The following is a 22,894-nucleotide window of genomic DNA, read 5'->3' on the forward strand; positions in this document are numbered from 1 at the left end:
CGAGCAGATAAGCCATCTCAGACCTCCAGACCAAGGGAACGACCGATCGCGTGGAACACGTCGGTGGACTTGATGCCCAGCATCCGGAACGCCGACGTGTAGGTGGTCGACGATCCTCCCGTCTGACAGATCAAGGCCCGAGTGAACCTCCGGCTCGATCGTGTGGCGACGGCCAGCCAGCCGTCGATGGCGGGCATGCACGGCACAACCAACTTGTTCGCTTGCGCACGCTGGCGGAGCCGAGCCACCACCTCCCTCGCAACGGCGTCGCAGAATCGCGGCATGCTGCCGTCACCGCGAACCGGTGCAGCCGCGGTGCTGATGCCGGACTGTCCGAGCCACACCAAGGCGAGGTGCCTGGCGAGCGTCAGGAGCTGATCGTCCTTTCCATGCCGCTCGTTGAGAGCGATCACAGGTGCCAGGTCGTGAGTCAGCGTGAGACCGAGAATCTCCCCTGCATCGGGCGGTCCCACTTCGCCGTCCGTGCCCCATGGACTCGTCATCACCAGAATGCCCGCGGCCTCCGCCATGTCGACGACGACGTCGAAGAGGTGGTTCCTCGGCTCCGGCCAAAGGCAGGTCCTTCCGCGACTCCCAAGGAACGCCACGATCAACGCCGCCACGACATGCGGCATTCAACATTCGATGCCAGCACAATGGACGTCTTTTCCGACTCCCGGCGTCGCGCCCCATGCTCCCCCGCATCAGCGAAGAGATCACCTTCCGCAAGCTCGAGATCCTGATCACGTTCCTGGAGAGCGGCAGCCTCGCGCGCGCCGCGGAGCGGCTGGGCACCAGTGCCGTCAGCGTGCACCGCGCGCTGCATTCGCTGGAGGCCGGCACGCGGTGCGCGCTGTTCCGGCTCGAGGGCCGCAACCTGCAGCCGACCGACGCCGCCCACGCGCTGGCCGACGTCGCCCGCGAGATCCTCCAGCGCATGGACGAGGGCATCAACGCCACCCGCGCCATCGCCGGCTACGGCGCCGAACGCATCCGCATCGGCTCGCTGTACTCGCTCACCAGCGGCACCGTGCCGTCGATGATCATGGCGCTCAAGGCCCGCAAGCCCGACGTGCAGGCCGAACTGATCCTCGGCTCCAACTCGGACCTCACCCAGCGCCTGCGCGATGGCACCATCGACGCCGCCGTGATGGGCCAGCCCGAGGCCGCGCCGGAACTCGAGACCCACGCCCTCTTCGAGGACGACATCTTCTTCGCCGCCCCCGCCCAGTCGCCCTATGCCGAACTGACCAGCATCGACCTGCGCGACTGCGTCGAGGAACGCTTCGTCAGCCTGCAGGAAGGCTTTGTCACCTACAACCGCTTCGTCGACGCCTTCCGCATCGCCGGCTTCGAGCCGCAGATCGTGATGAAGACCAACGACATCTTCTCGCTGATGAACCTGGTCGGCGGCGGCATCGGCTGCACCCTGCTGCCCGGCCGTGTGCGCGGCGTGCTGCCGCCCAGCGTGCGGCTCATCCCGCTGCAGGAACGCTACGCGGTCCGCCAGACCATCGCGCTGTGTTTCCTGCGCACCCGGGAGCGCGACCCCAACCTGCTCGCGCTGCTGGCGGCCAGCCGGACGCTGAAACTCGGCGGCCACTGAAGCCGATGGCCGCCGCGTCCGGGTATCCCCTGACCGGCCGGCGGTCCCTCGCGGGGCAACCGTTCCGCTCCCCGTAAGCGTCCCGCGAGCCGGTTGATTGATCGGGCGCCGCCCCGCCCGTAACTTCCGCCTCCATGGACCGCATCCCCATGGACACCAAGGCCCGCGACCGCGCCGCCCGGCTCGCCGCGGCCCGCGAAGCGCTCGGCACGCGCCTGGCCGGCCGGCACGTCGACACCGACGCCGCCGTCGACCTGCTCCACGCCGTGCTCAAGCCCGGCGACCGCGTCTGCCTGGAAGGCAACAACCAGAAGCAGGCCGACTTCCTGGCCAAGGCGCTGGTGCGGCTCGACCCGGGACGCGTCCACGACCTGCACATGGTCCAGTCCGTGCTCGCGCTGCCGGAGCACCTGGACGTCTTCGAGCGCGGCATCGCCGGCCTGCTCGACTTCAGCTTCTCCGGCCCGCAGGGCGCGCGCCTGGCCAAGCTGCTGTCGGCCGGACGGTTGAAGATCGGCGCGATCCACACCTACCTGGAGCTGTTCGCGCGCTACTTCGTCGACCTGACGCCCAAGGTCTCGCTGATCGCCGCGCACGCCGCCGACGCCCACGGCAACCTGTACACCGGTCCCAACACCGAGGACACGCCCGCGATCGTCGAGGCGACGGCGTTCTCCGGCGGCATCGTCATCGCGCAGGTCAACGAGCTGGTGCCCGACGGCACCGCCCTGCCCCGCGTCGACGTGCCCGCGGACTGGGTCGACTTCGTCGTGCGCGCGCCCACGCCCAACGTCATCGAGCCCCTGTTCACCCGCGACCCGGCGCAGATCAGCGAGATCCAGGTGCTGATGGCGATGATGGCCATCAAGGGGATCTACGCCGAGTACGGCGTGCAGCGCCTGAACCACGGCATCGGTTTCGATACCGCCGCGATCGAGCTGCTGCTGCCGACCTACGGCGAGTCGCTCGGCCTGAAGGGCAAGATCTGCCGCCATTGGGCGCTGAACCCGCATCCGGCACTGATCCCGGCGATCGAGGCGGGCTGGGTCGAATCCATCCATTCGTTCGGCTCCGAGCTCGGCATGGAGGATTACATCCGCGCCCGCTCCGACGTGTTCTTCACCGGCCCCGACGGCAGCCTGCGCAGCAACCGCGCGTTCAGCCAGGCGGCCGGGCACTACGCCTGCGACCTGTTCATCGGCTCGACGCTGCAGATGGACCTGATGGGCAACAGCTCGACGGCGACGCTGGGCCGCATCGCCGGCTTCGGCGGCGCGCCCAACATGGGCGCCGACGCGCGCGGCCGCCGCCACGCCAGCCCCGCCTGGCTGAAGGCGGGCGAGGAGGCCCGCGGCCATCTCACCGGCGCCGCCGCCACGCCGCGCGGCCGCAAGCTGGTCGTGCAGATGGTCGAGACCTTCCGCGAGCACATGCAGCCCGCGTTCGTGGACCACCTCGACGCGTGGGAGCTGCAGCGCCAGGCCGGCATGGACCTGCCGCCGATCATGATCTACGGCGACGACGTGACACACGTCCTCACCGAGGAAGGCATCGCCAACCTGCTGCTGTGCCGCAGCGACGAGGAACGCGAGCAGGCGATCCGCGGCGTTGCCGGCTACACGGCGGTGGGGCTGGGACGTGACCGCCGCGCCGTGGAGAACCTGCGCGACCGCGGCGTGATCAAGCGTCCGGAGGACCTCGGCATCGACCCGCGCGAGGCCACCCGCAACCTGCTCGCCGCGCGCGGCATGCGCGATCTGGTGCGCGCCTCCGGCGGTCTCTACCAGCCGCCGAAGCGCTTCCGGAACTGGTGATCCGCCGCGCGATGCAAGACAACCTGAGAGACACGCCATGACGCCCCTCCCACCGGGTCTCGAAACCCTGGACTTCCGCTTCGCCGGCTCGCACGCGCCGGGCGCCTTCGCGCCGGTGCTGGTCGGTGTCGTCGGCTCCGGCAACCTCGAGGTGATGCTCGAGCCGGAAGCCGGCGGCGAGTGCGCCGTCCGCGTCCAGACCTCCGCGCGCGGCTTCGCGCCGATCTGGCAGGCGGTGCTCGACGACTTCCATCGCCGCCACGACCTGTCCGGCGTGCGCGTGTCCATCAACGACATGGGCGCCACGCCGGCGGTCGTCAGTCTGCGGCTCGACCAGGCAGTGCAGGAGTTGCGGCCATGACGGCGCTTTCCTATGCGGAATGCTCCGCCCGCGAGCGGCTGGGGTTGCTGCTGGATGAGGGCAGCTTCCACGAATGGCTGCCGCCGCAGGAACGCGTGACGAGCCCGCATCTGGCACAGCTCGGCGTGCCGTCGGCCTTCGACGACGGCGTCGCGATCGGGCGCGCGGCGCTCGACGGCCGGACCGTCTTCGTGGCCGCGCAGGAAGGCGCGTTCATGGGCGGCGGCGTGGGCGAGGTCCACGGTGCCAAGCTCGTCGGCCTGCTGCGCCGCGCGCTGCGCGAGCGGCCCGCCGCCGTGCTGCTGCTGCTCGATTCCGGCGGCGTGCGATTGCACGAAGCCAACGCGGGACTGATCGCCGTCTCCGAGGTCATGCGCGCGGTGCTGGACGTGCGCGATGCCGGCATCCCGGTGATCGCGCTGATCGGCGCGGCCAACGGCTGCTTCGGCGGCATGGGCATCGTCGCGCGGTGCACCGACTTCATCGTGATGAGCGACCTCGGCCGGTTGGCGATGTCCGGGCCGGAGGTCATCGAGGCGTCCCACGGCGTCGAGGAATTCGACGCCCGTGACCGCGCGCTGGTGTGGCGCACGACCGGCGGCAAGCATCGCTGGCTGAGCGGCGACTGCGACGCGCTCGTCGAGGACGACGTCGCTGCCTTCCGCCGCGCCGCCATCGCCGCGATGGACGCGCTGCCCACCTCGCGTCCCGTCACGGTCGATGCCCTGGAGACCGAGCACGCCCTACTCGCCCATCGGCTGTCGCTGCTCGACACCACCGTCACCGGCGATGACGCGCAGGCCCTCTGGACGCGGCTTGGCGTGACACAGGCCGAGCGGGTGCCGGACCTGGACGTCGACCAGGTCGTGCCCCTGCGCACGCTCGCCGCCGCGCCGCGGACCGTGGATCGGCTGAACGGTTGAACGGCTGGGCCGACTAGCCTCGAAGGAGTTCCGAAGATGGACTGGAAGACATTGACCGCGACGCTGTTCGGCACCGACGACGGGCTGACGCTGGAGGGCGATTTCCTGCACGGCACGGTCGAACTCGACGGCGCACCGCTGACCGTCGTCGGCACGACCGGCCACGCGCCGATCGGCGTGCGACTCGCGCTGGCCCAGGCGCGCGTGGTGCTGGACACGCTCGCCCGCCATCCGGGGCGGCCGATCCTGCTGCTCATCGATACGCAGGGCCAGCAGCTGCGGCGGCGCGACGAGCTGCTCGGCATCAACCGCGCGATGGCGCACCTGGGCATGACGATCGACCTGGCGCGCCGGCGCGGACATCGCGTGCTGGGGCTGGTCTACGACCAGGCGTTGTCGGGCGGCTTCATCACCTCGGGCCTGATCGCCGACGCCTGCGACGCGCTGCCCGAGGCCGAGATCCGCGTGATGCGCATCCCGGCGATGTCACGCGTGACGAAGCTGCCGGAAGAGATGCTCACCGCGTTGTCCGAGACGAATCCCGTCTTCGCGCCGGGCGTCGACAACTACGTCGCGATGGGCGGCGTGCGCCGGCTCTGGTCCGGCGATCTGCAGGCGGCCCTGCGTCAGGCGCTGGCCGATGCGCCCGCCGAGGACCGCCGCGCCATCGACGGCGCCGAACGCGGCGGCCGCCAGCTCGCGGCGGCCGTGATGCAGCGCGTGCTCGACGCCGCGTGAGTCTCCGGACCGGAACATCGCCATGGCCCGCCTGCACCGCCATCAGCTCGTGCATCTGACGCCCGCGGCGTGGGAGCGGCTGCGCACGATCGCACGCGACGCCGTCGAGCGCGACTGCCTCACGCTGTGGGCCTCGCGCGGACTGCCGCTGGTGGTGACGCAGCAGCGCTGCGATGCAGGCGGCGATCCGGCCCTGATCGCGATGGGACTGTCCGCGCCCTTGCGCTGGGAATCGCGTCGCATCGGCGTGAGCGTCGCGCGCCACGAGGTGATGTTCTTCGACGAATTCCCTGCCGCGCGCACCGTGTCCAGGCTGCTGCCCGCGCCAGCCCGCGCCGCATGGGACGTCCTGTGCCGCGCGGCGTCCGCCTGCGGCGTCCAGCCGCGCGTCTACGGCAGCTACGGCTGGCAGGCCCTGTCGACGATGGTCCACGTGCGGGCCGACTCCGATGCGGACCTGTGGATCGGCGTGACCGATGCCGACCAGGCCGACCAGGTCGCCGCGCTGATGGCGGCCGCGGAGATTCCGGGACTGCGGCTCGACGGCGAACTCGTCTTCGACGGTGACAACGCCGTGTCGTGGCGCGAGTGGCTCACCTGGCGCGCCGGCGGGGTGCGTTCGATCCTGGTGAAGTCCATCGGCGGCAGCCGGCTCGTCACGGATCTCGGCGAGATCGTCCGGGACGTCAAGGCGGCGGCATGAACGCCCACGACATCGGCCGCGCAGCGACGGCCGCGCTCCACGACGAGCTGGCCTTGTCGCCCAAACCCGGCCTGGTCACGTTCACCAGCAACGGCAGTCACCGGGACATGGATGCGCAGACCTTCATGCGCAGCATCTCGTCGCTGCGTCCGTACTTCGTCCGCATCGCCCAGCTCGGTGCGACCGGGGCGGAGTTCCACGAACTCGAACGCGCCGGCATCGCCGCCGAGGCCCGGATGCTCGAGGCCACGGGCGGCGTCAACACGCACCGTGGCGCGATCTTCCTGCTGGGGTTGCTGTGCGCGTCCGCCGGTGCCATCGCTGCGGGGAGGCGGCGCCTGACGCCGGAGGCATTGCGCGCGACGCTCATCGAGCGATGGGGAGAGGCGCTCCATCGGCGCGCGTCCCGGCCTTCGACCCTGCCGGGCGGCATCGCCGCACGCCGGCTGGGCCTGCGCAGCGCGTCCGAGGAGGCCGCGCACGGCTCTCCCGCCGTCTTCGAGACGGCGGTTCCGGCGATGCGGTCGGCGATCGCGCGGGGGCTGTCGCTCGAGCGCGCGCAACTCGACACGTTGTTCCATCTCATGGCCACGCTGGACGACAGCAACCTCGCGCATCGCGGCGGTCTCGACGGCCTCCGCTTCGCTCAACGGGCGGCGCGCCAGTTCATCGAACGCGGCGGCGCCGCGGATGCCGACGCCATCGCCCGCGCCGAGGCGATCGCCGTCGACTTCGAAGCCCGTCGTCTGTCGCCCGGAGGATCCGCCGACATGCTGGCCGCCACATGCTGGATGCGGCGGATCGGCGCGATCGAGGCGACCGAAGGAATCGACCGGATCGATCGGCTCGGTGGGATCGAGACGTCCGCCCTGTTCGTCCCGCCCGGCGAACGCGACGAACGCGGCGTCGTCAGCGGGCAGGCATTCCTCGCACTGCCGTGAGCGTCGCCGTCGTCTTCAGCGGACAGGGCAACCAGCATCCCGCGATGCTGCCGTGGTTGGGCGACGGCGCGACGCTGTCGATCTTGAATCATCGCCTCGGCGTCCCGGACTGGCGCAGCGCGCTCGCCGATCCTGCCTGGGCACGCACCAACGCGAATGCGCAGGTGCTGATCACCACGACCGCGTTGGCCGCGTGGTCGCAGATCGCCTCACGCCTGGGCGTCGCTTCGATCGAGATCGACGGCATCGCCGGCTATAGCGTCGGCGAGCTCGCCGCATGCGCGGCGGCGGGTGTGCTCGATGCCAACGACGCCATCCTGCTCGCCGCCCGGCGGGCGGCGTTCATGGACGACGCGAGCCGCTCGCGCGCCGGCGGACTCTGCGGTGTGACGGGCTTGGCGGCAACGGAGGTGGCGGCTGTCCTGCCCGGAACGTCCGTGAGCATCGCCATCCGAAACGGGGACGACTCCGTCGTGATCGGAGGCCCGCTGGGCGCCGAAGCGCTCGACGCCGTCGAAGCGGCACTCGTCGCTCGCGGTGCGCGGTGCACGCGGCTCGCCGTCTCCTTCGCATCGCATACGCCGCTGATGCGTTCCGCCGCCGACGCGTTCGCGTCGGTGCTGTCGAGCATCCCCCTGCGCGCGCCGAACTCGGCCCTGTTCGACAGCGACGCCAATCGCGTCTGGACCGCCGACCAGGCGCGAGCGGGGCTCGCCCACCAGATCGCCCACACGGTGCGATGGGACGAGGTCATGGATCAACTCGCCGCGCGCGGACCGTCCTGCGTGCTGGAGATCGGCGGCGGCCAGGCGCTCGCGCGGCTCTGGCAGCAGCGGCATCCGGCGATTCCGGCGCGCTCCGCCGACGAGTTCCGAACGCTGGACGGCGTGCTGGCCTGGATCGAACGCTGCGCGGCCTGAGGCCCAGGGCGCGGCTCCTCCTTCAGGCGTCGACGTACGCCGCCGCGATCATCTCGCCGGCATTGATGGGTGAAGGCTCGTCGACGCGTGGCGTGTAGATCATCTCCCCGGCGCGGATGGCGCTGCCGGTGAGCACGCAGATCCCGTCGCGCTTGGACGGCACCATGTCCCAGATCTGATAGCCGTAGTGGCAGGCCCCTGGATCGGACCAGGAGATCGCGGCGGTGCGAGGCGTCGGGCGGTCGAGCACGTGGATCGTCGGCGCCGTCTTGAACTGCCGCGCGGAGGGGCGGGCGGCGCGTCGGGCACGCCGCCGTTGCCAAGCCACGCGACGGTGCGCAGCCAGCCGTCCCGGGACGGATCGCTTGCGAGATCCCTGTACATGCGATACCGCCTTTCTCATCCGCCGGACAATCCGGCGTCAAAGCCTGAAATAATTCAACGCGTGATGAATATAGCAAAGGCGGGGCGCTCGATGAACAAAACCCCGAAGACGAGCGGGGCGCCGCGAAGACGCGGGCGGCCGAGCGCGGACTGTGCACAAGGCGCGGACAACCTGCTGCGCACGGCCCGGCGGATCTTCGCGCTGCGCGGCTACGAGGCGGCCAGCGTGCGCGAGATCGCGCGCCAGGCCAACGTCGATCCGGCGCTGATCGCGCATCACTTCGGATCGAAGGAGGCGTTGTGGCTGGCGGTGGTCGAGCAGATCAAGGTGCTGATGGACCCGATGCTGCAGACGGCCCTGGCGCTGCGCACCGACGTCGCGCTGGGCCCGCGTCAACGCGTCGAGCAGTGCATGCTGTCGTTCATCGACCGCGTCTTCGAGCATCCGGACATCGGCATCTTCTTCTCGACCGCCGCGACCGAGGAAGGCGAGCGGCTCAACGTGCTGGTCGACGCGATCGTGCGCCCCTTCCACGATGTCTGCCTGCCGCTGTTCAGCGACGCGATGGACGCCGGCGAGCTGCACCGCTGCGAGCCGGCGCTGCTGTTCTCGGTGCTGATGAACGGCATCAGCAAGACGGTGGCCTACGCGCATGTGATGCGCGCGGTCTCGACGCTGCCGGATGATCCGGCGCGCTTCAAGCGCGAGCTCACCGGCATCACGCTGCATCTGTTGCGCTGAGCATCGGATCGTCTTTCCTTCCCCAGCGGGATACACAGGCATACGAAACCCGTATCGCGGATCGGCCGGTCCTCGAAGAATCCGTTCCATCGCAGCCCACCGCTGCCAGCCTGGAAAGGATTCCCCATGCGACCGACCACCCGCCCCTCCCCCTTCGTCGTTCCCTCTTCACCCTGCTGCTCGCCGGCGCTTCCGCGGTGGCGGCCGTGGCGCTCTCGCTGCCGCCGATGGCCTCCGATGCGGCGGCGGCTTCGCTTTTCGGCAGCCCCGGCGGCACCGCCGGCAGCGGCATGGCCGGCAAACCCGCGCCTGCCTTCGCCGGCATCGACCACTGGATCAACAGCCCGCCGTTGAAGCTCGACGAGCTGCGCGGCAAGGTCGTGCTGGTGGACTTCTGGACCTACACCTGCGTCAACTGCCTGAACCAGTTGCCTCACGTGAAGGCCTGGCACGAGAAGTACAAGGACCAGGGACTGGTGGTCGTCGGCGTGCACTCGCCGGAGTACGAGGAGGAGCGCTCCACCGCCGGTCTGAAAGACGCGATCGCGCGCCTGGGCATCCGCCACGCCGTCGCGCAGGACAACGACTTCAAGACGTGGAAGAGCTACGGCAACCGCTACTGGCCGGCGATCTACCTCATCGACAAGCAGGGGAAGATCGTCTACTCGCACTTCGGCGAAGGCCAGTATGAGCAGACCGAAGCGCAGATCCAGGCGCTGCTGAAGCAGCAGGGTTGATCGACGAAGAGGGCGCGACGCTCAGTCGCAGCCCTCAATCCCGGCCTTCGACAGCCATGGAGAGGACATAGCCTTCGCTGCGCACGGTCTTGAGGTACTTCGGCTCGCGCGCGTCGTCGCGCAGCCGCTGCCGGATGCGGCTGACCAGCAGGTCGATCGAACGCTCGAAGAGCTCCGCCTCGCGCCCCTGTGTGAGGCTCAGCAGCTGATCGCGGCTCAGCACACGCTGCGGGTGGTCGAGGAACACGCGCAGAAGCCGGTACTCCGCGCCACTGAGCGGCACCACCGTGCCCTGCTGGTCGACCAGATGGCGCTCGATGGTGTCGAGCACCCATTCGCCGAAGGCCAGCCGCGGCGACTCGTCGGTGGCCCGCATGTTGGGCGGCAGCATCCGCGCGCGCCGCAGCACCGACTTGATCCGCGCCAGCAGCTCGCGCGCCGCGAAGGGCTTGGCGAGGTAGTCGTCGGCGCCCATCTCCAGGCCGAGGATGCGATCGGCTTCATCGCCGCGCGCCGTCAGCATGATCACCGGCGTCGCCTTGTGCTTGCCCGCGCGCAGGTCGCGGCACAGCGACAGGCCGTCCTCACCCGGCAGCATCAGGTCCAGGATCACCAGATCCACCGGCGTGCCGGTCTCCAGCGCGATGCGCATGTGCCGGCCGGTCGGCACGGCCGTCACCTTCAGGCCGTTGCGGGTCAGGTAGGTGGTGAGCAATTCGCGGATCTCGCGGTCGTCGTCGACGATCAGCACATGATCCTGGGTGGGCACGGAAGTCTGCATGGGCGCAATGTACCGGCACCGACCCCGACGGTGGTACGGACAGGCAATGTTGTGTCTCCGGGGCGGGGCACGGATACACGCCAATACAAAGGCGCCCACAAGCGCGGCGCTCGGGCCTATAAACCGGCATGCGGGATTCAGCACTGCCACGGCCGCTGGCCCTCACCCCCACCCTCTCCCGCAAGCGGGAGAGGGAGTAAGAAGGGCACCGCCCAACGCCTTGGAGATCCTCGTGAGCCGCGTCATCGATTACTTCTTCGCCCCGATCAGCCCTTGGACCTACCTGGGTCACGAGCGCTTCGCCGCCATCGCGCGCGACGCCGGCGCCACCGTGCGGCTGGTCCCGATCGACCTGATCAAGCTGTTCGCCGTCTCCGGCGGGCTGCCGCTGGCGCAGCGCCCTCCGCAGCGTCAGGCCTATCGACTGCTGGAGTTGCGGCGCTTCTCGCAGCACCTCGGCCTGCCGATGAACGTCGAGCCGGCCTGCTTCCCGGTCGCGCCACACAAGGCCGCGCGGCTGATCATCGCGGTCGACCAGGCAGACGGCGCCGACGCCGCGATGCGTCTGACCGGCGCGCTGCTGCGTGCCGTGTGGGAGCAGCAGCGCGACATCGCCGACGACGTCACGCTGACCGCGATCCTCACTGAGCAGGGACTGGCCGCCGAGCGTCTGTCGCGTTCCGCCGAGGACGACATCGGCGCGCAGTACGACGCCAACACCCAGCGCGCCATCGACGCCAGCCTGTTCGGCGCGCCGAGCTACGTCATCGATGGAGAACTGTTCTGGGGCCAGGACCGCCTCGACTTCGTCCAGCGCGCACTGGCGGTCGACGGCGCATGAACCGCACGTCCGCATCGCCAGGCGCGCGCGACGCCGCGCCGACGCCCATGCCCTCGGCTTCGACTTCGACGACGCGCCGCTTCGGGCCACGCACGCTCTTCGCGCGCGTGTTCTGGCTGATGGTGTTCGGCATCGCGATCGCGCAGGCGATGGCCTACGTGGCGATCCGCCAGGAGCGATCGATGGCCCTGCGGACGTTGATGATGTCCGGCGTCGAGCGCGACATCGCCACCGGCGTTGCGGTGCTCGACCGCCTGCCGGCGGCGGAACGCGCCGCCTGGCTGGACCGCCTCGAACGTCCGAACTACCGCTTCGCCCTTGCCGACGAGATCGATCCGCAGGCCGGCCCGGTGGAGCGGACCGACTTCAACGGACCGTTCGTCGACGCGCTGACGCAGGCGATGCGCCCCTTCCGCATCGAGCGCGCCGTGCAGCTCGGCGTGAAGCGCTACCAGCTGCTGGTACGGCTCAACGACGGCTCGGCGCTGACGGTGCACGCGCGTCGGGTCGACATGCCCATCCCCGAGTGGGTGATGTGGGTGCTGGGCGCGCAGCTCATCGTGCTGGCGGTGTGCAGCTGGATGGTGGTGCGGCTGGTGACGCGCCCGCTGAAGACGCTCGCGGCGGCGGCGGACGACCTCGGTCCGGACCTGTCGCCGCGGCTGATCCCGGAGGAAGGGCCCGCCGAAGTCGCCCACGCCGCGCGCGCCTTCAACGCGATGCAGCAGCGCATCGCCGGCTACACGGCGGAACGGGTGGAGATCCTGGCCGCGATCTCGCATGACCTGCAGACACCGATCACACGGATGCGCCTGCGCGCCGACCTGATGAGCGACGAGGCACTGCGCGGCAAGTTCCACCACGACCTGAACGCGATGCATGTGCTGGTCCGCGAAGGGGTGACCTATGCGCGCACGCTGCACGGCACCTCGGAGCTGCCGGCCCGGCTGGACGCGGATGCGCTGCTGGCGAGCATCGCCGGGGACTACGAGGACGCCGGCGAGGCGGTGACGCTCAGCGGCGAAGCCGGGTCGCCGATCATGGCGCAGCCACAGGCGCTCAAGCGCATCCTGGTCAACCTGGTCGACAACGCCCTGGCGTTCGGCGGCCAGGCGGAGATCCGGGTGACGCGCAGCGACGCGCAAGACCCGACCCCTCGCCTGACGATCGCGGTGCTGGACCGGGGACCCGGCATTCCCGAAGAGCAGCTGCAGGCCGTCTTCAAACCGTTCCACCGGCTGGAGACCTCGCGCAACCGCGACACCGGCGGCACCGGCCTGGGTCTGGCGATCGCGTTGCAACTGGCGAGCGCCATGGGGGGACGCCTGTCCCTCCACAACAGGACCGACGGGGGACTCGAAGCCCGGCTCACCCTCCCCGCCTCGCTGCCCTGACACTGTCCACGGCTTCTGTGGACAACTCTGTTGGCTCAACGGGCAGGGATGCTGCAAGCCGTTGATTCGTCACGGAATTCATTGCAGTGCCGCGAAATGAGGCAGCAGTCCGAACGGGCTATCCGGCACCCGTTTCGAGGACCGTCAGACTGTCCCTGCGAACTGTGGACAAGTCTGTTGGCTGCCTCTGCAGGGGCGACACAAGCTGTTGTTCTAAAAGGAAAAAGCTTGCCGTGCTCCAAAACAAGGCACCGCGGAGACGCGGGCGGTTGGCGAGCATCAGGTCTTGACGCCACCGTCCAGCACGGTGGGCAAACCTCGTTCCGCCCCGGCAGTTGCTCACAGTGCCCACCGGTTGTGCACCGCGCCGCCAGACTGTCCACGGCCTCTGTGGACAAGTCTGTTGGCTGCCCGGGCAAGGATGCTGCAAGTGCTTGTCGGGGCAGGGAATTGCTTGCAGTGCTGCGGAATGAGGCAGCCCCGCTGCCTGCGGTGCGCCAGGCGCGGGCTCTCCACGACGCAGGGGGCGTCCCTCCGGGAACCCCCAGCGTCATTCCGGCCCCAGTGGGGCCCGCTGGACTCGGGCCTGGGGGTGCGTGTGGGGTGTGGGGTGCGCTCAGACGATCCGGATGCCGAGGTTGGGAAGACCGTCGATGTGGCAGTCGATGACGTCGCCCTTCACCACCGGGCCGACGTTTTCCGGCGTGCCGCTGTAGATGATGTCGCCGGGCTTGAGCTCGAAAGCGCGCGACAGCTGCGAGATCTGCTCCGCGACGCTCCAGATCATCTGGCTGAGGTCCGCGTCCTGCTTGGTCTGGCCGTTGACCTTGAGCCAGATCGCGCCCTTGGACGGATGCCCGCCGAGCCGGGCGACCGGGTGGATCGGACCGATCGGCGCCGAGCGGTCGAAGCTCTTGCCGATCTCCCACGGCTTCTTCTGGTCGCCCATGCCGCGCTGCAGGTCGCGGCGCGTCATGTCCAGGCCGATGGCGTAGCCGAACACGAGGTCCAGCGCCTGCTCCGTCGGGATGTCCCGGCCGCCCTTGCTCAGCGCGGCCACCAGTTCGCATTCGTAGTGGTAGTTCTTCGTCAGCGTCGGGTACGGGTGATCGGCGACGGTGCCGGGCGCGACGTTCTGGATCGCGTCGGCCGGCTTCTGGAAGAAGAACGGCGGCTCGCGCGTGGGGTCGCTGCCCATCTCGCGCGCATGCGCCGCGTAGTTGCGGCCGATGCAGTAGATGCGGCGCACCGGGAAACGCTCGTCGCTGCCGACGATGGGGATCGTCGTCTGCGGGACGGCGAACGGCGTCTTCGCCGCCGCGGCCGTCGTGTCGGCCTGGCCGGGCAATGCGCAGCCAGCCACGGCGCCGGCGGCCATCGCGGCCGAAGTGTTGAGCAGGGAACGTCGGTCCATCGCGGTCTCCTTCGAGGTTGAGTTGTCCGACGCGGCGCGCCCCTGGCAAGCTGATGGACACCCGCGGCCGATGGAGCGTAGGCGCGGGTCTGCGTCGACGCTTCCGCGTTTCCCCTCGAAGTGCGGCGCGACGGGCGAGACCCGCACGCCGGCGCCGGATCAGACGCTGCCGGGTCCGACGCTGCTGCCGGCCACCAGGTCCACCATCATCTGCAGGCTCTTCAGCACCGGCGCAGGATCCTCTGCGTACTGCGCCTGCACGATCGCGCCGTCGACGGCCACTGACAGCGCCGCGGCGATCTTCTTGCGCTGCCGCGATGCGGGCAGCAACCCGGCGATCGCGTCGGTCATGTCCTGCTTGTGCCGGCGCGTCACCTCGACGACCTCGGGCAGGGTGGGCCCCATCTCGCCGACGCCGTTCAGGAAAGCGCAGCCGCGGAACTCCCCGAGCGCCTGACCGCCGAACCACTCGGCCATCGTCGGCACCAGCGCGCCGGCGCCCGAGCCGTCGCCGGCACGCCCACCCGCGCCCTTGGACGCACCTCCATGACGCTCGAGCGCGCCGTTGAACCAGTCCATCCACCGCCCGTGCCGCAGGTCGAGGTAGGCCAGGATCAGGTCGTTCTTGCTCGGGAAGTGCCGGTAGAAGGTGACCTTGGTGACACCCGACGCGGCGATCACGCGGTCGATGCCGGTGGCGCGGATGCCCTCGGCGTAGAACAGGTCGTGGGCAGTGCGCAGGATGCGTTCGCGGGCGGGCAGCTCGCCGATGTCCACGCTGCCGTTGGTGTCGTCCATCCGATCATTGTAGACAGACCTGTCTACATCCGCCAGAATCTGCTCCAAGTAGACAGACCTGTCTACATGAGCAGCTCCGCCGCTCGATGTCTCCCGACCTCCCCTTCAACGAAAGGACCCCGACCATGGACACCCGCCCGCCCCTGCCTCCGTTCACCCGCGAGACCGCGATCCAGAAGATTCGACTGGCCGAGGACGGCTGGAACAGCCGCGACCCGGCGCGCATCGTGCTGGCCTACAGCCCGGACACGAAGTGGCGCAACCGGGCCGAGTTCCCGCGCGGCCGCGCCGAGGCGCAGGCGTTGCTGGAACGCAAGTGGACGCGCGAGCTGGACTACCGCCTGATCAAGGAGTTGTGGGCCTTCGAGGGCAACCGCATCGCGGTACGCTTCGTCTACGAGTGGCACGACGACGCTGGCAACTGGTTCCGCAGCCACGGCAACGAGAACTGGGAATTCGACGCGCAGGGCTTGATGACGCATCGCCACGCCAGCATCAACGACCAGCCGATCAGGGCCGAAGACCGCAAGTTCCATTGGCCGTTGGGGCGGCGTCCGGACGACCATCCGGGGCTGAGCGACCTGGGGCTGTGAGCCGGCCCGCAAACCAGACCGGCTGATCGGGCCCGCTCACCGGGCCTGTTGCTCTCGCCTGTAATCCGGACTGGGCACAGGCGTTGCCGATGTCGGCCTTCAAGGAGTCCGACAACATGAACGACCTGACCCCCATCGCGGTGCGCCGACGCGCACCGCGGCTGGCGCTCGCCGCGCTGATTTCCGCGCTCACAGTCCTGCCCGCGCTGTCCGCGCATGCGCAGAACAACGCCTCCGACAACTCGTCGTGGCGGCCTAACCGCTTCTTCCTGCAGGTCGGCGCCTACGACAAGGTGCAGTCGGTCGACGCCGGCCTGGCCTGGCTGACCGGCTTCGAACGCCACTGGGGCGACAAGACGCTGAACATCGTCACGACCTCGCAGGTCGGTCGCTGGTACCTCGACCGCGACGCGCGCTACGACCACAAGGCGTACTGGCACGTCGGGCTCACGCCCGCGCTGCGGCTGACATGGCCCGGCGAGAGCCGCTTCCATGTCGAGGCCGGCGTCGGCCTGAACATCGTCTCGCCGGTGTTCCACACGACGGAGAAGCGGTTCAGCACCGCATTCAATTTCGGCGACCACCTCGCCGTCGGCGGGCTGCTCTTCGGACCGAAGGCCGGCGAATGGTCGCTGCGCTTCCAGCACTTCTCCAACGGCAACATCGCGCGGCCGAACCCGGGACAGAACTTCGTGCAGGTGCGGTGGAGCCAGGCGCTGTAACGCCCGGATCAGTATCCTGGACGCGCCTCCCGCCATGCACTCGGCGACTTCCCCGTGTGCCGCAGGAAGAAACGCGTGAAGTACGCCGGGTCGGCAAAGCCGAGTCCGTCGGCGATCTGACGCACCATCAGGTTGGTGTAGCCGAGCTCGCGTTTGGCCTCGAGCAGGACACGCTGGTGCAGCACCGCCAGCGCTGAGCACTGCAGATGCCGCCGGCACAGGCGGTTGAGTTGCGTCGGCGTGATGCCCAGCGGCTCGGCGAGTGCTGCCACTGCGGGCTGGCGGCGGAAGTGGCGCTCGACCTGCTCGCGGTAGCGGGTCAGGTGTTGCAGCGCGCGGCCGTCTCCGGGCGCGTGCGCGTTCCCCTGTGATGCCCCATCCGGAGCTCCGAAGCGCGCGGCCTGCGTCGCCAGCAAGGCGACCGCGTGATCCAGCGCCGGGGCCCGCCAGGCACCGGCGCCCGCGTAGTCCTCCCTGAGGCCGTGGCCGACGGCGAACAACGCGCGCGTCACCGTCGCGCCGCGATCGAGTGCGACCAGCCGCGGCTCGGACAGGCTCTCCAGCAGCTCGGGCAGATGGTCGAGCAGGTCCCGCAGTCGCCCCTGGTCCAGCGTGACCACCAGCCCTTCCGTCTCCGGCGCGAAGCGGAAGCCGTGCACCGCCAACGCCGGTACCCAGACCAGCGCCGGCGCACGCAGCACGCGCTCCTCGTCATCCATGCGGACGGTGACGCGTCCGCGTTCGATCAGCAGCAGCTGAACCAGCGCACCGTGGCGATGGGGCTGGATCTCCCAATTGTGCAAGCGGCTCCGGTCGGCGATCGACTCCAGATGCAGTCCATCCAGGGCCTGTGATCGGCCGTCCTCGCCGTAGAGGGCGTACACCGGCGTCGACCCCTGACGACGGGACGATCGACGGGATACGGGGTCGGTAGCCATGGGTTCGGATTGTGCAAGTGCAAGCTGGAGTCGTCCATTCACCGCCGGACGCTCGGCCTCTAGGCTCCGTGCCATGAAGACCTTACGCACCCAGGTGCTCATCGTCGGCGCCGGACCGGCGGGGCTGCTGCTCGGCCAGTTGCTGCACCGCGCCGGGATAGCCACCGTCATCGTCGAACGGCAGAGCGGGGCGCATGTGCTGTCGCGCATCCGGGCCGGCGTGCTCGAACAGGGCACGGCCGACCTGATGGACGAGGCGGGTGTCGGTCAACGGATGCGGGCGGAGGGCCTGGTGCACGACGGCTTCGAGTTGGCGGTCGACGGTGTGCGGCATCGCATCGACCTGCGCGCGCTCGCCGGCGGTCGGACGGTGTTGGTGTACGGGCAGACCGAGGTGACCCGCGACTTGATGAGCGCGCGCTCGGCGGCCGGCTTGATCACGTTGCACCAGGCGGCGGACGTCCGCATCGACGGTTTCGACACCTCGACGCCCCGCGCGCATTGCACCGTCCACGGCGAGCCGATGGAGATCACGGCCGACTTCATCGCCGGCTGCGACGGCTTCCACGGCGTCTGCCGCGCCAGCGTGCCCGCGGGCGCGATCCAGCTTTACGAGAAGGTCTATCCCTTCGGCTGGCTCGGTCTGTTGAGCGACACGCCGCCCGTCTCCGAGGAACTGATCTACAGCCGCCATGCGCGCGGCTTCAGCCTGTGCAGCATGCGGTCGACGACGCGCAGCCGCTACTACCTGCAGGTGCCGCTGACCGAGCGTGTCGAGGACTGGAGCGACGACCGTTTCTGGGACGAGTTGCGCGCACGTCTCGATCCCGAGGCGGCAGGGGCGCTGGTCACCGGCCCGTCGCTGGAGAAGAGCGTCGCGCCGCTACGCAGCTTCGTCGCGGAGCCGATGCGCTTCGGCCGGCTGTTCCTCGCGGGCGACGCGGCGCACATCGTGCCGCCGACCGGCGCGAAGGGACTCAACCTCGCCGCGTCCGACGTGCGCTACCTGTCGCAGGCGCTGATCGAGCACTACCGCGAGCGCAGCGACGCCGGTCTGGACCACTACTCCGCGCGCTGCCTCGCGCGGGTGTGGAAGGCGGAGCGCTTCTCGTGGTGGTTGACCAGCCTGATGCACAACGTCGACCAGGAGCCCGCGTTCCAGGCGAAGCTCCAGGCCGCCGAGCTGGACTATGTGCTCGCCTCCGAAGCCGCGCAGCGGGCGCTCGCCGAGAACTACGTCGGCTTGCCGCTGTAGCCGACGCGGCCCCGATCGGGGTGCGTCGCTAGGCGCGAACCGGAGCCATAGCAGCGCTATGGCGAGGATTTGCAACAACGCGAGGCGCCCCGAGCGGGGCCGCGTCGGTCAGCCTTCGATGATGTTCAGGAAATGGTCGAGCATCACGAAGTGGTCCTCGAACAGCTGCGACTCCATCGCCGGCAGTTCGTCGCGGTGGAACCAGCGCGCCTCCTTGACGTCGTCGCTGCCGACGACCTCGGGCAGCGTGCCCATCTCGCCGAACTTGAAGTGGTGCGCCATCGTGATCAGGCGGCCACGCGCGCTGCGCAACGGATCCTCGAAGGTCTCGACGCCGTCGAGCGCCGCCAGGATCGACGCCGGCAGCAGCGGGAAGCGCGTCTCCTCGACCAATTCACGGACCGCGCAGGCGACCAGCTTCTCGCCGCGGTCGAGGTGACCGCCGGGCACCGCCCAGAGGTCCTCGCCGAACGGCCCCTTGCGCCGCACCAGCAGCACGTGGTCGCCGACGGTCACCACCGCGTCGCCCGTCATGTAGGCGACCGCCGTGTATTTCCTGCGAGCTCGCGATGGCCGCGTGTTCGGCCTTGCGCCTGCGGTATTCCGGCAGACGGCTCCAGGCCTGCAGCCAGGCCCGCACCGGCGCGCTGACGTAAGGCGTCATCACCGTCAGCGCGGCGTCCGGATCGTCGGCCTCGAAGAACACCTGGCGCATCGCCGTCGCGTCGACGTCGGCCAGCCGTTCCACCAGCTGCTGCCGCCAGCGCGGGAAGTTGTTGAGGTAGTAGCTGGTGTGGTCCTTCTGGTGGCCGACCAGCACGATGTCCGCGTCCTCGCCGGCGATGGCGCGCACGCCCATCGTCACGGCGGCGTTCCAGCGCTTGTCGTCGAAGTAGTCGCGCACCGGCAGCACGTGCAGCCGCTGCTGCTGCTCCGGCGTCAGGTTGGCCAGCAGCATCTGGCGGCGCTCGTCATGGACGAAGGGGTTGCGCGGGTCGCGTGCCTTGTACGAGGAGCCCAACACCGCGATGACCTCGTCGGCGAGACCGAAGGCCGCCTGGAACAGCGCCTCCTGCCCGAGGTGCACCAGCTGCCAGCGGCCGACAACGACGGCGACGGTCTTGCGAGTCATGAAGGTCCTTCCGGTTCTCAATAGTGCTTCGCCGCGATCGGCAACTGCCGCCCGCTGCCGAAGGCCCGCGCCCGCAGCCGCACGATCGGCGGGGCCTGGCGGCGCTTGTATTCATTGCGGGCGATCATGCCCTTGATCCGCGCGACCAGCGCCTGACCTTCGTCGCTCCCCCGCAGCGAAGCGACGGCGGCCTCGGCTGCGGCGCGCTCGTCCTCGGCCAGGCGCTCGCCTTCGATCAGCACCTTCAGCACCTCGTCCAGCACCTCGTAGGGCGGCAGGCTGTCGGTGTCGCGCTGGTCCGGCGCCAGCTCGGCGCTGGGCGGCTTGTCGAGGATGGCCGGCGGGATGATCTCCCGGCCCGCCGTCTCGTTGAGGTGGCGGCTCAGCGCGAAGACTTCCGTCTTGTAGAGATCGCCGATCAGCCCCAGGCCGCCATTCGTGTCGCCGTAGAGGGTGCAGTAGCCGACGGCGATCTCGCTCTTGTTGCCGGTCGTCAGCAGCAGGTGCCCCTGCGCGTTGGACACGGTCATCAGCAGCGTCCCGCGGACGCGGGCCTGCAGGTTCTCCAGCGCGAGGCCGGACGGCCGCAACGCCAGCGTGCTGTCCGCCATCGAGTCGCCGACCTGGCGGACGATGTCCTCGATCGGGCAGGTGTCGAGCGGGATGCCGAGGTTGGCGCACAGCGCCTTCGAATCGTCGACGCTGCCGGACGACGAGAAGCGCGACGGCATCGTGATCGCCGAGACCTTGTCGGCGCCGAGCGCCTCGACGGCGAGCGCCAGCGTCAGCGCCGAGTCGATGCCGCCGGAGGATCCGACGACGACGCGATCGAAGCCGCAGCGCCGCGCGTAGTCGCGCAGGCCGAGCACGATCTGCCGGCGGTAGAACGCCATCGTGTCGAGGCCCGCACTGGCCGGTGGCAGCGCGCCGCCGTCGCGGGAGGAGAAGAGCCCCCGGTCCGTCTCGAAGCGCAGCGTGACGACGTGGGACTCGAAGCGTTCGGCCTCGAAGACCACGCCCGGCTCCGGCTCGATCGCGAAGGACGCGCCGTCGTAGACCAGCTGGTCGTGCCCCCGACCTGGTTCACGAACACCAGCGGCAGGCGATGCCGCCAGCAGGCCGCGCGGAACACAGCGTGGCGCTGCTCGCGCTTGCCGATGTTGCTCGGGCTCGCGTTGATCGAGACGATCAGGTCCGGCGCCGCGTCGGCCAGGCGCTGGAACGGGTTGACCGCGTAGTCCTTGCCGTCGTCGTTCCAGCCGTCCTCGCAGATCATGAAACCGACCTGCGTGCCACCGATGCGCAGCACGCGCGCGACGTCGGGGCCGGGCTCGAAGTGGCGGCGCTCGTCGAAGACGTTGTAGGTCGGCAGCAGCTGCTTGTGGCACTCGAGCAGCACCTCGCCGTCGCGGATCACCAGCAGCGAGTTGCGGAAGGCCTTGCCGGCGCCGGGATTGCGCGTGGGCGCGCCGACGACCCAGTGCAGCGAGCCGACCTCGCGCGTCGCCGCGAGCAGCGCGGTCATCGCGCGGTCGAGGCGCTGGCGGAAATCCTCGTCGTCGAGCAGGTCGGCGGGGTAGTAGCCGGTCAGCGAGAGTTCGGGGAAGACGACCAGGTCCGCGCCGTCGTGTCGCGCCTGCCGCGCCGCATCCAGGTGCAACGCGAGGTTGCCGTCGAGGTCGCCGATCGTCGGATTGATCTGCGCCAGGGTGATCTTGAGCATGACTTCGCTCCTTGTGGAGACCCTCTCCCGCGGGCGGGCGAGGAGATAAAAGGCTTCAGTACTTCATCCGCCGCTGGCCCTCACCCCCTGCCCTCTCCCGCAAGCGGGAGAGGGAGAAAGAGGAGCAGGCGCTACGACTGGAACCGGTCGGACGCCCTCTCCCGCTTGCGGGAGAGGGTGGGGGGTGAGGGCTGCGGTCACTCGACCTGCTTCACCTGGAACACCTGCCGCAGGTAGTCGAGGAAGGTCTGGTCGTCGCAGAGCGTCTTGCCGGGCGCGTCCGAGAGCTTGGCGACCGACTGGCCGTTGCAGCGGATCAGCTTCATGACGATGTTCAGCGGCTTCGGCCCGAGATCGTTGCTGAGGTGGGTGCCGATGCCGAAACCCACCGGCACGCGTGGCGCGAAATGCGTGTGCAACCGGAACGCCTCGTCGCAGTTCAGGCCATCGCTGAAGACCAGGCGCTTGGTGAACGGGTCGATGCGCAGCTTCGCGTAATGCGCCAGCGCCTTCTCGCCCCAGACGACCGGATCGCCGCTGTCGTGCCGCAGCCCGTCGAAGAGCTTGGCGAAGTACAGGTCGAAGTCGGCGAGGAAGGCGTCCATGCCGATCACGTCGGTGAGCGCGATGCCAAGGTCCCCGCGAAACTCCTGCACCCAGCCCTCGAGCGCCGCCTTCTGCGACAGCCTCAGCTGCACGCCGACGGCCTGGTAGGTCTGCAGGTACTCGTGCGCCATCGTGCCGATCGGGATCAGGCCGTGGCGACGGGCCAGCTCGACGTTGGACGTGCCCTTGAACACCGACGGGATCTCGCGCTTGAGCGTGGCGACCACCTCGTCGTGCCAGTCGCCGGAGAAACGGCGGCGCAGCCCGAAGTCGAAGAACTCGAACGGATACGCCTCGTCGCCGAGCGTGCCGGGCGCCGCGGCGGCGTACTCGCGCAGCCGGACCGTCTTCGCGGCGAGCCGGGCGCGGCCTTCGGCCAGCACCTCGTCCTCGCGGCCGTCGCAGAGCCGGCGGAAGTAGAGCTCGTTCACGATGGCGAGCACGAAGATCTCGAACGCCATCACGTGGACCTGCGGGCCCTGGGCGACGATCACCAGCTGACCCGCCTCGGCGCCCTCGCCCGGCCGTGCCTCGATGAAGCGGCGCTGGAAGCGGAAGATCCGCAGGAAGTCGATGAAGTCCGACTTCATGAAACGCAGGCCGCCGAGGTAGGCCAGTTCCTCATCGCTGAAGCTCAGCGTGCAGAGGTGGTCCAGCTCACGGTTCACCGCATCGCTGAGCTCGCTCAGCGGGAAGGCCGGCGTGTTGCGACAGACGAAGCGGTACTCGGCGTCATTGGCAGGGAACGCGTGCAGCAGCGTCTGCCACATCGTGAACTTGTAGAGGTCGGTCTCGAGCAGCGAGCGGATGACGGGGATGTCGTTCATG

24 protein-coding genes and 1 pseudogene are annotated in these 22,894 nt (G+C 69.5%); 15 read left to right on the plus strand and 10 right to left on the minus strand.

The genetic code is table 11. From position 1 onward, the window contains the following. Positions 1-17: 17 nt before the first annotated feature. Positions 18-635: a hypothetical protein gene (locus ACQ859_RS27395; protein ID WP_431263623.1), complete on the minus strand. Its 618-nt coding sequence runs from the start codon at positions 633-635 to the stop codon at positions 18-20. Between the two features lie 56 nt (positions 636-691). Between ACQ859_RS27395 and ACQ859_RS27400 the strand changes: the two genes are divergently transcribed. The 8 genes from ACQ859_RS27400 to ACQ859_RS27435 all read left to right on the plus strand — a co-directional run bounded on the left by ACQ859_RS27400 (position 692) and on the right by ACQ859_RS27435 (position 8,006). After that, positions 692-1,606 (plus strand): LysR substrate-binding domain-containing protein, encoded by a 915-nt coding sequence (locus tag ACQ859_RS27400; RefSeq protein WP_431263624.1) that lies wholly within the window; start codon positions 692-694, stop codon positions 1,604-1,606. A 134-nt stretch (positions 1,607-1,740) separates the two neighbouring features. Beyond that, positions 1,741-3,420 carry a malonate decarboxylase subunit alpha gene (gene mdcA, locus ACQ859_RS27405; protein ID WP_431263625.1) on the plus strand — a complete coding sequence of 560 codons (1,680 nt, stop codon included), beginning with the start codon at positions 1,741-1,743 and terminating at the stop codon, positions 3,418-3,420. A 37-nt stretch (positions 3,421-3,457) separates the two neighbouring features. Further along, positions 3,458-3,781 carry a malonate decarboxylase acyl carrier protein gene (gene mdcC, locus ACQ859_RS27410; RefSeq protein ID WP_431263626.1) on the plus strand — a complete coding sequence of 108 codons (324 nt, stop codon included), beginning with the start codon at positions 3,458-3,460 and terminating at the stop codon, positions 3,779-3,781. Then, complete coding sequence (locus tag ACQ859_RS27415) at positions 3,778-4,704, plus strand: biotin-independent malonate decarboxylase subunit beta (protein WP_431263627.1); 927 nt, start codon at positions 3,778-3,780, stop codon at positions 4,702-4,704. The genes mdcC and ACQ859_RS27415 overlap by 4 nt, the downstream gene beginning before the upstream one ends. A gap of 36 nt (positions 4,705-4,740) precedes the next feature. Then, positions 4,741-5,442 (plus strand): biotin-independent malonate decarboxylase subunit gamma, encoded by a 702-nt coding sequence (locus ACQ859_RS27420; protein WP_431263628.1) that lies wholly within the window; start codon positions 4,741-4,743, stop codon positions 5,440-5,442. Between the two features lie 22 nt (positions 5,443-5,464). Next, positions 5,465-6,145, plus strand: coding sequence for a malonate decarboxylase holo-[acyl-carrier-protein] synthase (mdcG, locus tag ACQ859_RS27425; RefSeq protein ID WP_431263629.1), 681 nt, complete (start codon positions 5,465-5,467; stop codon positions 6,143-6,145). Then, positions 6,142-7,086: a triphosphoribosyl-dephospho-CoA synthase MdcB gene (gene mdcB, locus ACQ859_RS27430; RefSeq protein ID WP_431263630.1), complete on the plus strand. Its 945-nt coding sequence runs from the start codon at positions 6,142-6,144 to the stop codon at positions 7,084-7,086. The genes mdcG and mdcB overlap by 4 nt, the downstream gene beginning before the upstream one ends. 56 nt (positions 7,087-7,142) lie before the next feature. After that, positions 7,143-8,006 carry an ACP S-malonyltransferase gene (locus ACQ859_RS27435; RefSeq protein WP_431263631.1) on the plus strand — a complete coding sequence of 288 codons (864 nt, stop codon included), beginning with the start codon at positions 7,143-7,145 and terminating at the stop codon, positions 8,004-8,006. Between the two features lie 22 nt (positions 8,007-8,028). Here the strand turns inward: ACQ859_RS27435 and ACQ859_RS27440 are convergent, their stop codons facing one another. Further along, complete coding sequence (locus ACQ859_RS27440) at positions 8,029-8,334, minus strand: DUF3331 domain-containing protein (protein WP_431263632.1); 306 nt, start codon at positions 8,332-8,334, stop codon at positions 8,029-8,031. 147 nt (positions 8,335-8,481) lie between these two features. Between ACQ859_RS27440 and ACQ859_RS27445 the strand changes: the two genes are divergently transcribed. Both ACQ859_RS27445 and ACQ859_RS27450 read left to right on the plus strand, forming a co-directional pair. Then, positions 8,482-9,132 carry a TetR/AcrR family transcriptional regulator gene (locus ACQ859_RS27445; RefSeq protein WP_431263633.1) on the plus strand — a complete coding sequence of 217 codons (651 nt, stop codon included), beginning with the start codon at positions 8,482-8,484 and terminating at the stop codon, positions 9,130-9,132. A 227-nt stretch (positions 9,133-9,359) separates the two neighbouring features. After that, entirely contained in the window at positions 9,360-9,869 is a 510-nt protein-coding gene (locus ACQ859_RS27450) for a thioredoxin family protein (RefSeq protein ID WP_431266670.1), read from the plus strand. Between the two features lie 34 nt (positions 9,870-9,903). Here ACQ859_RS27450 and ACQ859_RS27455 read toward each other — a convergent pair whose 3' ends face one another. After that, entirely contained in the window at positions 9,904-10,650 is a 747-nt protein-coding gene (locus ACQ859_RS27455) for a response regulator (protein WP_431263634.1), read from the minus strand. Between the two features lie 232 nt (positions 10,651-10,882). Between ACQ859_RS27455 and ACQ859_RS27460 the strand changes: the two genes are divergently transcribed. Together ACQ859_RS27460 and ACQ859_RS27465 are read left to right on the plus strand one after the other, a co-directional pair. Beyond that, a complete protein-coding gene (locus ACQ859_RS27460) occupies positions 10,883-11,491 on the plus strand; it encodes a 2-hydroxychromene-2-carboxylate isomerase (protein ID WP_431263635.1) in 609 nt (202 codons plus the stop codon). Then, a complete protein-coding gene (locus ACQ859_RS27465; RefSeq protein WP_431263636.1) occupies positions 11,488-12,885 on the plus strand; it encodes an ATP-binding protein in 1,398 nt (465 codons plus the stop codon). The genes ACQ859_RS27460 and ACQ859_RS27465 overlap by 4 nt, the downstream gene beginning before the upstream one ends. 616 nt (positions 12,886-13,501) lie before the next feature. Here ACQ859_RS27465 and ACQ859_RS27470 read toward each other — a convergent pair. Further along, the gene (locus tag ACQ859_RS27470; RefSeq protein ID WP_431263637.1) at positions 13,502-14,299 is read right to left on the minus strand and encodes a fumarylacetoacetate hydrolase family protein; all 798 of its coding nucleotides are present in this window, start codon (positions 14,297-14,299) and stop codon (positions 13,502-13,504) included. Positions 14,300-14,458: 159 nt separating this feature from the next. Beyond that, complete coding sequence (locus tag ACQ859_RS27475; RefSeq protein WP_431263638.1) at positions 14,459-15,097, minus strand: TetR/AcrR family transcriptional regulator; 639 nt, start codon at positions 15,095-15,097, stop codon at positions 14,459-14,461. A 125-nt stretch (positions 15,098-15,222) separates the two neighbouring features. On the opposite strand from ACQ859_RS27475, the gene ACQ859_RS27480 reads away from it, so the two are divergent. Next, positions 15,223-15,690, plus strand: a complete 468-nt coding sequence (locus tag ACQ859_RS27480) for a DUF1348 family protein (RefSeq protein ID WP_431263639.1) — start codon at positions 15,223-15,225, stop codon at positions 15,688-15,690. Between the two features lie 116 nt (positions 15,691-15,806). Further along, positions 15,807-16,412: an acyloxyacyl hydrolase gene (locus tag ACQ859_RS27485; protein ID WP_431263640.1), complete on the plus strand. Its 606-nt coding sequence runs from the start codon at positions 15,807-15,809 to the stop codon at positions 16,410-16,412. An 8-nt stretch (positions 16,413-16,420) separates the two neighbouring features. Here the strand turns inward: ACQ859_RS27485 and ACQ859_RS27490 are convergent, their stop codons facing one another. Next, on the minus strand, positions 16,421-17,350 hold the full coding sequence (locus ACQ859_RS27490; protein ID WP_431263641.1) for a helix-turn-helix domain-containing protein: 930 nt from the start codon (positions 17,348-17,350) through the stop codon (positions 16,421-16,423). A gap of 73 nt (positions 17,351-17,423) precedes the next feature. Here ACQ859_RS27490 and pobA point away from each other — a divergent pair, with 73 nt between their 5' ends. Continuing rightward, positions 17,424-18,605, plus strand: a complete 1,182-nt coding sequence (gene pobA, locus ACQ859_RS27495; protein WP_431263642.1) for a 4-hydroxybenzoate 3-monooxygenase — start codon at positions 17,424-17,426, stop codon at positions 18,603-18,605. 108 nt (positions 18,606-18,713) lie between these two features. Here the strand turns inward: pobA and ACQ859_RS27500 are convergent, their stop codons facing one another. The 4 genes and pseudogenes from ACQ859_RS27500 to pncB all read right to left on the minus strand — a co-directional run bounded on the left by ACQ859_RS27500 (position 18,714) and on the right by pncB (position 22,893). Beyond that, positions 18,714-19,103, minus strand: a complete 390-nt coding sequence (locus ACQ859_RS27500) for an NUDIX domain-containing protein (protein WP_431266671.1) — start codon at positions 19,101-19,103, stop codon at positions 18,714-18,716. After that, entirely contained in the window at positions 19,000-19,737 is a 738-nt protein-coding gene (locus tag ACQ859_RS27505) for a hypothetical protein (RefSeq protein WP_431263643.1), read from the minus strand. The genes ACQ859_RS27500 and ACQ859_RS27505 overlap by 104 nt, the downstream gene beginning before the upstream one ends. A gap of 17 nt (positions 19,738-19,754) precedes the next feature. Next, positions 19,755-21,460: pseudogene (locus ACQ859_RS27510) on the minus strand (NAD+ synthase). 197 nt (positions 21,461-21,657) lie between these two features. Beyond that, a complete protein-coding gene (gene pncB / locus ACQ859_RS27515) occupies positions 21,658-22,893 on the minus strand; it encodes a nicotinate phosphoribosyltransferase (protein WP_431263644.1) in 1,236 nt (411 codons plus the stop codon). Position 22,894: the final 1 nt, after the last annotated feature.

This window comes from Roseateles chitinivorans (assembly GCF_050632235.1).
GTDB classification, from domain to species: Bacteria; Pseudomonadota; Gammaproteobacteria; order Burkholderiales; family Burkholderiaceae_C; genus Roseateles; species Roseateles chitinivorans_A.

What these genes read in the sequence shown, in the direction of transcription:
- ACQ859_RS27395 (WP_431263623.1), bottom strand. Translation starts at nt 635, where the DNA reads ATGCCGCATGTCGTGGCGGCGTTGATCGTGGCGTTCCTTGGGAGTCGC.
- ACQ859_RS27400 (WP_431263624.1), top strand. Translation starts at nt 692, where the DNA reads ATGCTCCCCCGCATCAGCGAAGAGATCACCTTCCGCAAGCTCGAGATC.
- mdcA (WP_431263625.1), top strand. Translation starts at nt 1,741, where the DNA reads ATGGACCGCATCCCCATGGACACCAAGGCCCGCGACCGCGCCGCCCGG.
- mdcC (WP_431263626.1), top strand. Translation starts at nt 3,458, where the DNA reads ATGACGCCCCTCCCACCGGGTCTCGAAACCCTGGACTTCCGCTTCGCC.
- ACQ859_RS27415 (WP_431263627.1), top strand. Translation starts at nt 3,778, where the DNA reads ATGACGGCGCTTTCCTATGCGGAATGCTCCGCCCGCGAGCGGCTGGGG.
- ACQ859_RS27420 (WP_431263628.1), top strand. Translation starts at nt 4,741, where the DNA reads ATGGACTGGAAGACATTGACCGCGACGCTGTTCGGCACCGACGACGGG.
- mdcG (WP_431263629.1), top strand. Translation starts at nt 5,465, where the DNA reads ATGGCCCGCCTGCACCGCCATCAGCTCGTGCATCTGACGCCCGCGGCG.
- mdcB (WP_431263630.1), top strand. Translation starts at nt 6,142, where the DNA reads ATGAACGCCCACGACATCGGCCGCGCAGCGACGGCCGCGCTCCACGAC.
- ACQ859_RS27445 (WP_431263633.1), top strand. Translation starts at nt 8,482, where the DNA reads ATGAACAAAACCCCGAAGACGAGCGGGGCGCCGCGAAGACGCGGGCGG.
- ACQ859_RS27450 (WP_431266670.1), top strand. Translation starts at nt 9,360, where the DNA reads ATGGCCTCCGATGCGGCGGCGGCTTCGCTTTTCGGCAGCCCCGGCGGC.
- ACQ859_RS27455 (WP_431263634.1), bottom strand. Translation starts at nt 10,650, where the DNA reads ATGCAGACTTCCGTGCCCACCCAGGATCATGTGCTGATCGTCGACGAC.
- ACQ859_RS27465 (WP_431263636.1), top strand. Translation starts at nt 11,488, where the DNA reads ATGAACCGCACGTCCGCATCGCCAGGCGCGCGCGACGCCGCGCCGACG.
- ACQ859_RS27470 (WP_431263637.1), bottom strand. Translation starts at nt 14,299, where the DNA reads ATGGACCGACGTTCCCTGCTCAACACTTCGGCCGCGATGGCCGCCGGC.
- ACQ859_RS27475 (WP_431263638.1), bottom strand. Translation starts at nt 15,097, where the DNA reads ATGGACGACACCAACGGCAGCGTGGACATCGGCGAGCTGCCCGCCCGC.
- ACQ859_RS27480 (WP_431263639.1), top strand. Translation starts at nt 15,223, where the DNA reads ATGGACACCCGCCCGCCCCTGCCTCCGTTCACCCGCGAGACCGCGATC.
- ACQ859_RS27485 (WP_431263640.1), top strand. Translation starts at nt 15,807, where the DNA reads ATGAACGACCTGACCCCCATCGCGGTGCGCCGACGCGCACCGCGGCTG.
- ACQ859_RS27490 (WP_431263641.1), bottom strand. Translation starts at nt 17,350, where the DNA reads ATGGCTACCGACCCCGTATCCCGTCGATCGTCCCGTCGTCAGGGGTCG.
- pobA (WP_431263642.1), top strand. Translation starts at nt 17,424, where the DNA reads ATGAAGACCTTACGCACCCAGGTGCTCATCGTCGGCGCCGGACCGGCG.
- ACQ859_RS27505 (WP_431263643.1), bottom strand. Translation starts at nt 19,737, where the DNA reads ATGACTCGCAAGACCGTCGCCGTCGTTGTCGGCCGCTGGCAGCTGGTG.
- pncB (WP_431263644.1), bottom strand. Translation starts at nt 22,893, where the DNA reads ATGAACGACATCCCCGTCATCCGCTCGCTGCTCGAGACCGACCTCTAC.